Consider the following 13,048-nt stretch of genomic DNA (forward strand, 5'->3'; position numbering starts at 1 on the left):
ATGCTTCCCTGCGTTACACCCACTAAGCCGTGTGGTTTTGATGCGGTTGCTGCAGCAACTCCTCCAGTGAGACGTTTACGCCTTCCAGGGTAATCAGCTGTGTACTGCTGTACCCCGTGCCGCTGCCGTCACGGTCAATCGACAACACCGTATTGCCGTCCGCGGTATGATCCACTTTCACAAAGTCATTGATATTACTGGTGGAATCATTCCAGCCGATCAGCAGACTGCTGACGTCGATCTTGTCACCCTGCGCGACGCTGAAGTCGGTCCAGGTGTCATGGCCGTTGCCACCGGTGGCATCTGCGCTGCTCAGCAGGTGGTAAACCAGCGTATCTGCGCCGGCACCGCTGGTAATGGTGTCGTCGTAGGCGCTGCTGGTTAGGCTGTCAGCCGCGGCGCTGCCCGTGATGGTCGGGTGGAGCTCAATGGTAAAGGTGTTGCTGGTGATGGTGCCGTCGGACGACGCCAGGGTGTAGGTAAACACCTCCTTATGCGTGATGTTCTGGATATTCACATCCGCGTTCAGGGTATAGGTATAGCTACCGTTGGCGGCGATGGTCAGCACACCAAAGTCCCCGGCCACCGCCGTGCTGCCCACGCTGCTCACGGTGGTGAGATCGCCGTGCTCATTGAGGATGCTCAGCGTGCCGCTGTGGCTGACGTTGCTGTCTCCCCAGATGCTGCCGCTGGCATCGTGCTCGCTGCTGGTGGTGGTTTCCGCCGCCAGACTGGTGGTGGCGAACAGCGCGGTGGCCGCACCGTTATGCAGCGTCACCGTCAGCGTCGCCGAGGTCACTGCACCGCTGGCATCCCGCACCGAGTAGGTGAAGGTGTCCGCTGATGGCAGGGTATCGATATCCAGCCCGGCCTTCAGCGTGTAGGTGTAGTTACCCTTCGCATCAATGGTCAGCGTACCGTAGGTGGTGTTGATCACCGTATTGCCGCTGGACGCCACCGTGCTGCTGCCCACCGACGCCACCGCCGTGCCGGACGGAATCGTCCCGGCGATGGAGCTGGTGTCGTTGGTCAGCAGGTTACCGGTGACCGTCGCGGCGGTGGTGACCGCCAGCGTGGTGAAATCCGACACCGTGCTTACCGTGGTGGTTGGCAACACACTAATGTTGGTGGTGGCTGCCACCACCACCGCATAGTTGCCGGTCCCCAGTCCGGTGTAGGTGACGTTTGCCCCTTTCAGCGTACCGATCGTCAGCAGCGCGTTAATGTAGTTGGTCTTGATACTGATCAACTGCCACGAGCCGTTCGCCTGCTGTTCGTACAGGTTTAACGAATAGTTGGCGGCCACGCCGAGACTGGTCACCGAACCGTTGAGCGTCACGGTACGGCTGTCATCGTTACCCACGCTGAACAGGTAAGCATTACCGTTGTTCAGTACGCTGGCATTGAGCACCGTACCCAGCCCCACGGTCAGCAGCGCGGTGTGCGACGAGTTGACCGTACCGTTGTTCACCGTTGCCTGCGTACTGGTGTAATCCACCTCGTTGCTGTCGTTGGTCGCCACGATGCGAATCGCACCGGTCAGCGAGGCCCCCGGCGAGACGTTACCGGCGCGATCCGTCTGAATCACCGAGAGCGGCGCACCGGTGATTTGCGCGGTGGTGAGCGTCACCGACCAGTTGCCGCCGCTGCCGACCGTGGTGGTGCCGAGCGCGTTGCCGCTGGCATCGCGCACCGTCACCGTAGCCCCCACTTCACCGCTACCGGTGACAAGGGTACCGGCGCTGTTGATCGCCAGCCCGCTTACCGCCGCCGGAGGCAGGGTATCGACATTCACCGTCGCCGTGATGTTGCCGGTGCTGACGTTACCCGCCGCATCGGTCACCGTGGTGCTCAGCGTGTGCGCGCCGTTCGCCAGCGTGGCGGTGGTGAAGCTCCAGCTGCCATCACTCCCCGCGGTCACAGAACCAATGGCGCTGGCACCGTCGTAGATGGTGACCACGGCACCCGCTTCCGTGGTGCCTCGCAGCGTTGGCGTGGTATCGCGCGTAAAGGCGCCGTTCGCCAGCGTCACCGGCGTACCGCTGATGTCATCAATGATGGTCAGCGTACTGGCGACCGGCACCACGGTGTCGACGATCAGCGTGGTCGACACCTGCGGGCTGACGTTGCCCGCCGGGTCGGTCTGCGTCACGTTCAGCGTGTGGCTGCCGTTGCTCAGCGCGTTACCTACCACGAAGCTCCAGCTGCCGTTGCTGCCCACCGTGGTGCTGCCCAGCAATGTAGTGCCGTCGTACACCGTGATGCGCGCGCCCGCCTCGCCGTTGCCGCTCAGCAGCGGCGTGCTGTCGTTGGTGACGCCATTATTCGGAATGGTCACCGCCGTGCTGCCGTTGTTGTTGAGCGCCAGCAGATTGGTGATGGCCGCCGGTGCCGTGGTATCGATGATCACCGTGGCCGCGGTGGTGCCGCTGACGTTACCTGCCGCATCCGTTACCGTCACCGTGATCGGGTGTGGCCCGGCGCTCAGCGCCGCCAGTGGCGTGAAGCTCCAGCTACCGTCCGCCTGTACAATCGCCGTGCCCAGTGCCAGACCGTTGTCCAGAATGGTGACGCGTGCCCCGGCCTCCGCCGCGCTGACGCTGCCGCGCAGCGTTGGCGTGGTGTCGTTGGTCGCACCACCGTTGACGATGGTGGCACCGGTCGCATCATTAATAATGGTGAGACTGGTGTTCGCTGGCGCCACCGTATCCACGGTGAGGTTAATCACCTCAGAACGGGGACTGACGTTGCCCGCGCTGTCGGTCACCGTCACGCTCAGCGCGTGGGCGGCATTGCTCAGCGTCGGCGAGACGAAGCTCCAGCTGCCGCTGGCGTTAGCCTGCACCGTTCCGAGCAGCGTGTTGCCATCGTAAACCGTGACAATGGCGTTCGCTTCCGCCGTGCCCTGCAGCGTCGGCGTGCTGTCGTTGGTGACTCCGTTATTGACGATAGCCACACCGGTGACGTCGTTGGTCAGCGTCAGTCCGGTTGCCGCCAGCGGCGGCGCGGTGTCGACGGTCAGCGCCAGGGACGCTGCGGGACCGGTATTGCCTGCTGCATCGGTGGCCGTCACGCTGAAGGTGTGTAAACCGTCAGACAAGGTGCCGGTGACGAAGCTCCAGTTGCCGTTGCTGGCGGCGGTTACCGAACCCAGCACCGTATCACCATCGCGGATGGTCACGATGCTGTTGGCTTCCGCCGTGCCGCTCAGGCGTGGCGTGCTGTCATTAGTGACGCCACCCGCCGCAATCGCCACCGGCGTGCTGCCGTTGTTGTTCACCGCTGCCAGCCCGGTGATGGCCACTGGCGGCGTGGTGTCGATCACCAGCGTGGCGCTGGTGGTGGCACTGACGTTACCGGCCGCATCGGTGACCGTGACGTTGAGCGTATGGAGCGTTTCGCTCAGCGCCGTGGCTGGCGTCAGCGTCCAGTTACCGTCACTACCCACCAGCGCGGAACCGACCAGCGTGGTGCCATCCAGCACGGTGACGATGCTGCCCGCCTCCGCCCGACCGCTCAGCACCGGCGTGGTATCGCTGGTGACGCCGCCATTCGGGATGACGCTGCCGCTGACGTCGTTGGTGACCACCAGCGTGGCCGCGCCCGGCGCAACGGTATCGACGGTGATAGTTACCGGCGTGGTGCGCGGGCCGGTATTGCCCGCCGCATCGGTGACCGCCACGCTCAGCGCATGCGCGCCGTTACCCAGTGTCGGCGAGACAAAGCTCCACGCGCCGCTGCCGTTCACCTGCGCCGTGCCGAGCAATGTGTTGCCGTCATAAACGCTAACCGTGGCGTTGGCCTCGGCGCTGCCGCTCAGCGTTGGCGTAGTGTCGTTAGTCGCGCCGCCAGCCGGTATGCTGACGCCGGTAACATCGTTAGTGATGGTCAGGTTGGTGGCCACCAGCGGTGGCGTCGCATCAACGATCAGCGTCACGCTGAGCGCCTCGCCGGTGTTACCCGCCGCGTCCGTTTCCGTGACGCTGAAGGTATGGCTGCCGTCGCTCAGTGCCGCAGAGGTGTAACTCCAGTTACCACTGCTGCCGACCGTCAGCGAGGCCACCACATCGCCATCGAGGCGAATGGTCACCACGCTGCCCGCTTCTGCCACACCGCGTAACAGTGGCGTGTTGTCATTAGTGGTACCGCCGTCAGCAATCGTCACCGGCGTGCTGCCGTTGTTGTTGCTGGCCGTCAGCGTCAGATCGTCCGGCGCCAGGGTATCAACGATTACCGTCGCGCTGGTGCTGGTGCTGACGTTGCCCGCCGCATCGGTCACCGAAACGCTCAGGGTGTGCGATCCTTCACTCAGCGCTGCCGCTGGCGTGTAACTCCAGTTGCCGCCGGACGGCACGGTCAGCGTGGTCAGCACATCACCATTGTTGAGGATGGTGACCGTGCTGCCCGCTTCCGCCACGCCGCTCAGGGTTGGCGTGGCATCGCTGCTGTAGCCGCCGTTAAGCACCGGCTGCGCGGTATCATCGTTGGTGATGACCAGCGTCGAAGCGTTCGGTGCGATGCTGTCCACAGTGAAGTTAAGCGCCGCGGTGAGAGCACTGCTGTTACCCGCCGCATCGCTGACGCCCACGCTCAGCGCGTGCGCCCCTTCGCTCAATGCAGGCGTGGTCAGCGTCCAGCTTCCCCCTGCGCCCACCACCACCGACGCGATAGCGCTGTTGCCATCGTACACTGTGACCAGGCTGCCCACTTCGGCGCTGCCGCTGAGTACCGGCGTGTTGTCATTGATGACGCTGCCGTCGCTAATCGGCACCGCCGTGCCGCTGCGATCGTTGCTGATCACCACATCAGCGGCCACCGCCGGCGCGGTGATATCCACGGTGAAGCCGAGGGTCGCCGATGGCGTCCCCTCATCACCGCCAGGGTTTTGCGCGGTGATGTAGTATGCGTAGCTGCCTTCAGCCAGCGTCGGCGTATAGCTCCACTGGCCGTTAGCATCCGCCGTAACGCTGGTGATTACCGCATCCGTATTAGCGTCATAAATACGAATCAGCTGACCGGCTTCGGCAGAGCCGCTGAGCGTTGGCGTGGTGTCGCGGGTTACCGCGCCGTCTGCCAGCGTCACCAGCGTCGTGCCCGTGTCGTCAGTGATTTGCAGCGTCGAGGTAGCTGGCGGCAGATCGGCCTGCACGTTAAGGCTGAACGCCGGCGTCGCCGTGCTGACGTTGCCCGCCGCATCGGTCACGGTCACGGTGAAGCTGTGAGGTCCGTTGTTGAGCGCCGCGGTCGTAAAGCTCCAGGCCCCGCCCGAGCCGGCCAGTGCAGTGCCCAGCAGCGTGGTGCCATCGTAGATGCTCACCGTGCTGCCGGCTTCTGCCGTGCCGCTCAGGGTTGGCGTGTTGTCATCGGTCGACGCGCCGTCATCCAGCGGGCCCGTCGTGCCGCCCACGTTGTCGGCGACCACCAGGTCAGGAACCGCGTCTGGCACCAGGGTATCGACGGTGATATTCACCGGCCCCACCGGCTCGCTGACGTTGCCAGCGGCATCCACCACCTGCACCGAGAAGGCGTAGCTGCCATCCTGCAGCGCGCTGGTTTCAAAGCGCCATACGCCATTCGCATCGGCGACCACCGAGCCAATCACCGTATCATCCTGCAGCAGATTGATGATGGCACCCGCCTGCGCCGTTCCGCTCAGTACCGGCGTGGTGTCGTTGGTAAAGCTGCCATCCACCAGCGGCAGTGCGGTCGGACCGTTATTGGCGTTGACCTCAAACGACAGCACCGGATCCGGCCCGACGGTGTTAACCGTCACGCCAACGCTCACCGGGTCGCTGACGTTACCCGCGCTGTCACTGACGACGACCGTCAGCGTATAGCTGCCGTTATCCAGCGGCGACGTATTCAGGCTCCAGTTGCCTTCGCTGTCCACCGTCGCCGACCCCACCAGCACGTTGCCGTTGTACACGTTGACGAGACCACCCGGCTCACCGCTGCCGCTCAGCAGCGGCGTGTTGTCGTTGGTGGCGCCACCGTTGGCGATGGTGACAAGGTTATCCGGATCGTTGTCATTCTGCAGCAGCACGGCGCTGACCGGCTGCGGCGGCGTAGCATCAACCTGAACGGTAAAGCTGGAAGACGGCGCACTGACGTTGCCGAGGCTGTCCGTCACCGTGGCCGTCAGGGTGTGCTGACCATCGGTGAGCACGGGCGACAGGAACACCCATTCGCCGTCCGCATTGGCGGTGGTCGAACCCAGCACCACATTGCCATCGTAAATGGTCACCAGGCTGCCAGCCTCCGCCGTACCGCTCAGGCGTGGCGTGTTGTCATTGGTAAAGGTGCCATCGGGCACCAGTACCAGATCGGTGCCGTTGTCGTTATTCACTTCCAGCGTGGCCTGGGCCGGAGCCTGGCTATCCACGGTAAAGGTGATCGGTGCCGACGCCGGCCCGGTGTTACCGGCCGCATCGGTGACCGTCACCGTCAGGCTGTGCGCCGCGTTGGTGAGGGTTGGCACGTTGAAACTCCACGCGCCGTCACTGCCCGCAATCGCCGTACCAATCGGCGCGCCATTATCCAGAATGTTCACCGTGCTGCCCGGCTCAGCAACGCCCGCCAGCAACGGCGTGGTATCGCTGGTGGTCGATCCCGACGGAATATCCACCAGCGCACTGCCGTTGTCATTGGAGAGACTGATTTCCGTCACCTGATCCGGTGCGGTGGCGTCAATCACCAGCTGAGCCGTGACCGGCGCGCTGACGTTGCCCGCCGCGTCGCGCGCCACAACGGTTAAGGTGTAGCTGCCGTCACTCAGCGCGCTGGCCGGTGTAAAGCTCCAGCTGCCGCTGCTGCCGACAGTGACGCTGCCCACCGGACCGTCCTGCGAGGTAATCACAATCAGGCTGCCCGGATCGCCGCTGCCGCTCAGCACCGGCGTGTTGTCACTGGTTAAGCCGCCGTTCGGGATGGTGACCGGATCGCCGTTGCCATTGTCGCTGGCGACGCTCAACTGGGTGACCGCCGACGGTGCTACGGTATCGACGGTGATCGCCACGCTGGCGCTCGGTGCGCTGACATTGCCGGCGACGTCGGTGACCGTCACGCTGAGGCTGTGCGAGCCATCGGTCAGTTCAGGTGAGAAGGTCCATGCGCCGTCGTTATCTGCCGTCGCCGTGCCGATCGGCGTCTGTCCGTCATAGACGATGATGGTGCTGTTCGGCTCTGCCGTTCCGCTGAGCAGCGGCGTGCTGTCATTGGTGTTGCTGCCTGAGGCGATCGGCGTGGCCGGATCGACATTGTTGTTCACCAGCAGCAGATCAACGACCGCGTCCGGCGCCGTGGTATCCACGGTAAAGCTAATCGGCGCGGAAGGATCGCTGACGTTACCCGCCGCATCAGTCACCGTTACCGTCAGGCTGTGATCGCCCTCGTCCAGCGTACCGGTAACAAACTGCCAGCTGCCATCGGCGCCCACGGTCACAGAACCGATCGGCGTCGTGCTGTCGCCATCGTAGACAGTGATGATACTGCCCGCCGTGGCGCTGCCGGAGAGCTGCGGCGTAGTGTCGTTGGTCGCCCCATTGGCGGCAATCGCCACCAGCGTGCTGCCATCGTTATTGCTCAGCACCACGTCCACTGGCGCTGCCGGTGGCGTGAGATCAACGGTGAAGGTGTACGGCGCGGACTCCGGCCCGACGTTGCCTGCCGGATCGGTGACGCTGGCCGTCAGGCTGTGACTGCCCGCTTCCAGGGCGGTATCTGGCGTGAAGCGCCAGCTGCCGTCATTGCCGACGGTAGCCGAGCCGATGATCACGCCGTTGTCGCGCACGATCACTACGCTGTCAGGCTCGGCGCTACCGCTCAACACTGGTGTGGTGTCGTTGGTCGCCCCGCCAGAGGCCACCGATACGGCCGGATCAACCTCATCGTTCACCAGCAGCAGGCCGGTCGGCTCAGCCGGTGCCGTGGTATCCACGGTAAAATCAATCGCCGCGGACGGTGCGCTAACGTTGCCCGCAGGGCTGGTAACCGTCGTGGTCAGGCTATGTTCGCCCTGGCTCAGCGTCGGTACCGCATAGGTCCATGTGCCACCGGCACCCACCAGCACGCTGCCCAGCACCGTGTTGCCATCGAGGATGGTGACGGTGCTGCCGGCATCGGCGGTGCCGCTCAGCTGCGGCGTGGTGTCGTTGGTCGCGGTGCCGCTGTTGATCGGCTGCAGCGTCTCGCCGTTATCGTTGTTCAGCACGACATCAACGGCGGCAGACGGTGTGGTGAGATCGATTGTGAAATCAAACGCATCAGACACCGGCCCGCTGTTGCCCGCCGTGTCGGTGACAACGGTGGTCAGGCTATGCGTGCCCGCCTCCAGTGCCGGATCCGGCGTGAAGCTCCAGTTGCCGTTTGCATCGGCCTGCGCCGAGCCAATCACGCTGCCATTGTCGTAAATCGCGACGAGGCTGCCCGGCTCCGCGCTACCGCTGAACAGCGGCGTGGTGTCATTAGTGACGCCATCCGCCGCGATCGGCAGCGGCGTTGCGCCCTGATCGTTAACCAGCAGCAAGTCTGCGGCGGGCGCCGGATCGGTGAGATCGATGTTCACCTCCAGCGGAGCAGAAGGTGCGCTGGTATTGCCAGCCGGACTGGTTTCGGTCGCCGTCAGGCTGTGCGGCCCCTCGCCCAGCGCGGTGGCTGGCGTGAAGCTCCAGCTGCCGTCGTCGTTGACCGTGGTAGTGCCCAGCACGGTATTGCCATCCGAGACGGTGATGGTGCTGCCGGCGGTGCCGCTGCCGCTCAGGACCGGCGTGGTGTCGTTAGTGGCACCGCTGGTGATCAGCACCGGCGTGCCGCTCTGATCATCACTGAGCTGTACATTGCCCGGCGCGGCTGGCGTGGTGGTATCGATGGTGAAGCTGAGGGCGGCCGAGGGTTCGCTGGTGTTGCCAGCGGTATCGGTCACCGTCGCCGTCAGGCTATGGTCGCCCGCCGCCAGCACCGGTGCGGTGAAGCTCCAGCTGCCGTCATTGCCGACGGTGGCGGTGCCCAGTACCGTATCGCCATCGGAAATGGTCACGGTGCTGCCCGGTTCCGCGCGGCCACTGAGCACCGGCGTGGTGTCATTGGTGAGGCCATTGCTGACCGGCACCGGTGTGCCGCTCTGGTCGTTGCTGAGCAGCAGCTCGCTGGCCACAGCGGGTGCGCTGGTATCGACAATAACAATCACCGCCGTACTGCCCGGCCCGGTATTGCCCGCCGTGTCGGTAACGGTGGACGTCAGGTTATGTTGCCCTTCGCTCAGCGGGTCGGTCGGGGTGAAACTCCAGCTGCCGTCGCTGCCTGCCGTCGCCGTGCCCAGCACCGTATCGCCATCGCTGACGGTCACCGTGCTACCGGGTTCAGCGGTACCGCTCAGGGTTGGCGTGGTGTCATTGGTGCTGCCGCCCGCGGCAACCGGTGTGCCGTCGCCATTGCTAAGCTGCAGATTGCCTGCCGCCGCCGGTGCCTGCGTATCGACGGTGACGGTTACCGGTGTTGACGCCGGTCCGGTGTTGCCAGCCGCATCGGTCACGGTGCTGGTCAGGCTGTGGCTGCCATCGCTGAGGGGCGGCGTGGTGAAGCTCCAGTTGCCATCGTTGCCCACCGTGGTGCTGCCAATCACCGTACCGCCATCGGAGATAATCACCACACCGCCAGCTTCGCCGCTGCCGCTCAGGGTTGGCGCAGCGACGTTAGTGCTGCCTGTGCCCAGCGGATCGCCGTCATCGTTGGTCAGCTGGATGCCTGTCGGTGCCGCGGGCGCGACGGTGTCGATGGTGATGGTGATTACCGGCGAATCCGTCACCGTGCCGCTGCCGTTATCGGCGCTGGCGCGGAATGCGTAGGTGCCGTCGGCCAGCGCCGCTGGCGTGAAGCTCCACTGTCCGTTGCTGCCCGCGACCACGCTGCCCAAAGCCGTGCTGCCGTTGTACAGGGTGACGAGATCGCCCGCCCCGGCCTGGCCGCTGAGAATCGGCGTGCTGTCGGTGGTGCTGTCGTTATTGGCCAGTTCGACCAGTGTGCTGCCGTTATCATCGGTGACAATCAGCAGGCTGCTGGTGGCCGGCACGCCCGCCTCGATGTTGACCGTGAACACCGGCGATGCCGGGCTGACGTTGCCGGCCGCGTCAGTCACCGTGGTGGTCAGGCTGTGCTGCCCGTTGGTGAGCGCATCTGGCGTAAAGCTCCAGCTGCCGTTGCTGCCGGCGGTAACGCTACCGAGCAGCGTGGTGCCGTCATAGATACGCACCACCGCGCCCGCTTCTGCCGAACCGCTCAGGGTTGGCGTACGATCGTCGGTGGTCTGGCCGGAAGCCAGCGCGCCGGTGGCGCTGCCCGCGTTATCCGTCACCTGCAGGCCGCTGACGGCGGCAGGCGCGATGGTGTCAACACTAAAGGCGATCGGCGTTGATGCCGGGCTGACGTTGCCGGCGGCATCGGTCACCGTGGTGCTCAGGCTGTGATTGCCCTCGCCCAGCGCTGGCGTGGTGAAGCTCCAGCTGCCGTTACTGCCCACGCTGACGCTGCCGAGAATGGTGTTGCCGTCGCGAATCGTGACAATACTGCCGGCTTCCGCCGTGCCGCTCAGCAGCGGTGTCGCATCGTTGATCGTGCTGCCGCCCGTCACCGGCTGTGCGGTACTGCCGGCATCGTTCAGCAGTGCCAGATCGCTGGCTGCCGTCGGTGGCGTGGTATCAACCGTAATGTTCAGGGTGACGGTGTCAATCACATTGCCGTCAACGTCGGTAATGGTGGCGCTGAACGCGTGGCCGCCCTCACTCAGGTTGCTCAGGGCAAAGCTCCACTGCCCATTGCCGTCGGCGGTGGTGCTGCCGAGCAGATCGCCGCCGTCAAAGATGCGGACGAGGCTGCCCGCCCGGGTCAGGCCGGCGAGGGTCGGGCTGTCGTCATTGGTGACGGCGCCGTTTTGCAGTGAGACGAGGGTATTGCCGCTGTCGCCCACCAGCTCAATGCTGGCGCTGGCGGGCGGCAGCGCAGCGTCCACATTGACCACAAATTCCGCGGTCGCGCTGCTGACGTTGCCCGCCGCATCAGTTTGCGTAACGGTCAGGCTGTGGCTGCCGTTGCTGAGGGCTGGCGTGGTAAAGCTCCAGCTGCCGTTGGCCCCGACAAGGGTATTGCCCAGGAGCGTGCTGCCGTCGTAAATGCTGATCAGCGCACCGGCTTCGCCGCTGCCGCTCAGGGTAGGAGTGTTGTCATCGGTGGTAGCGCCCGACGTCAGCGGGCCCTGGCTGGCACCCACGTTGTCGCTCACCTGCAGATCGCCGATCGCCGCCGGTGCGGTGGTATCGACGGTGACCACGATAGCCGCTGACGCCGGACCGGTATTACCGGCGCTGTCGGTTACCGTGGTAGTCAGGCTGTGATTGCCGTCGCTGAGCGCTGGCGTGGTGAAGCTCCAGCTGCCGTTACTGCCGACGATCGCCGTGCCGAGCACGACGTTGCCATCGCGTACCGTAACGGTGCTGCCGGCCTCTGCCGTGCCGCTCAGCACCAGCGTGTTGTCATTGCTGCTGCCGCCGGCGGCAATCGGCGTCACGGTGCCATTGCTGTCGCCGGTCAGCAGCAGATCGCCTGCCGCGCCGGGCGCCACGGTATCAATGGTGACCGTCAGGGTGACGGAGGTGGTGACGTTACCGGCGGCGTCGGTGGCAACCGCGCGGAACGCATAAGTACCATCTGCCAGCGTGGCGGGAGTGAAGCGCCACTGACCGCTGCCGTCGGCAATAGTACTGCCCAGCAGCGTGGTGCCGTTGTACAGCGTTATGACGGCGTTAGCGCTCGCCAGGCCGCTCAGCACCGGCGTGCTGTCTTTGGTACTGGCGCCATCGCTCAGCGTGCGCAGCGTGGCATCGCTATCGTCGGTAATTTGCAGCGAACTGCTGGTTGACGGCAGGCCCGCCTGAATCGTCACCACAAACGGAGAGGACGCAGCGCTGACGTTGCCGGCAGCGTCCGTCAGCGTCACGGTCAGGCTGTGGCTGCCATTGCTCAGCGCTGGCGTGGTAAAACTCCAGTTGCCGTTCGCGCCCACCAGCGCCGTGCCGAGCAGCGTCTGACCATCGTAAACGCTGACCACAGCGCCCGCTTCACCGCGGCCGCTCAGGGTCGGCGTGTTATCATCGCTGCTCGATCCGTTTGGTACCGGCGTGGTGCTGCCACCGCTGTTGTTGGTCAGGGCCACGTCCGTGGCCACTGCCGGTGGCTGCGTATCGACGGTGAAATCAACCGGGCTGGTGGCCGGACTGGTGTTGCCGGCAGCATCGGTGACGGTAACCGTCAGGCTGTGCTGCCCTTCACCCAGAGCGGGTGTCGTGAAGCTCCAGCGGCCATCGGCACCGACGGTGACCGTACCCAGCAGCGTGGTGCCGTCGTAAATACTGACAATGGTCCCCGCTTCGGCCGTGCCGCTCAGCGTAGGCGTGTTGTCATCGGTGCTGGTGCCACCCGTGATAGCGCCCTGCACGCTGCCCGCGTTATCCGTGATCAGCAGATCGCTGACTGCCGCCGGAGCCGTGGTATCACCGCCGCCGCCATTGTCGCCGCCGCCGTTATCCCCACCACCACCGCCGCCACCGCCGTTGTTACCGGCGATCAGCGCACCGATACCGGCCAGCGCGGCGCCGGCGATACCAAAGGCGGTTAGTGTTCCGTCACCCGTGACGTTTTCCGCTAACAGCCCTTCCGTGCTGTCGATAGAGACAAACTGGAAGCCTTCTGTGCCGGGATCTTCCACCCACCACAGCGCGCCTTTGTCGTCCTGCAGCACCAGATCGCTGTCGCCGTTAGCATCGTAGAATTTATGAATAACAACGACTTCACCGGATTTAGTGGTGACCACTAAATCACTACCATTGCGTGTGAAAGACTTAATATCAGCCTGATTAAGGTTGAGCTTAACCACACTGGGAGCAGTCAAATTAACCTGATTACCGCTCACTTCAGTAGCAATCGTTCCGCCTTTAGGCGTTACAGAGATATTGTTCATTTTATCGATATCCCGCGCAGTTATAAGCTTAATGGCATCCAT

1 protein-coding gene is annotated in these 13,048 nt (G+C 64.4%); it reads right to left on the reverse strand.

From position 1 onward, the window contains the following. Nucleotides 1-22 precede the first annotated feature (22 nt). Nucleotides 23-13,006 carry an Ig-like domain-containing protein gene (locus tag F3I21_RS16405; RefSeq protein ID WP_150059338.1) on the reverse strand — a complete coding sequence of 4,328 codons (12,984 nt, stop codon included), beginning with the start codon at nt 13,004-13,006 and terminating at the stop codon, nt 23-25. Between the last annotated feature and the right edge of the window lie 42 nt (nt 13,007-13,048).

The organism is Pantoea sp. B_9, from assembly GCF_008632015.1.
Classification (GTDB): domain Bacteria; phylum Pseudomonadota; class Gammaproteobacteria; order Enterobacterales; family Enterobacteriaceae; genus Pantoea; species Pantoea dispersa.

What these genes read in the sequence shown, in the direction of transcription:
- F3I21_RS16405 (WP_150059338.1), bottom strand. Translation starts at nt 13,006, where the DNA reads ATGAACAATATCTCTGTAACGCCTAAAGGCGGAACGATTGCTACTGAA.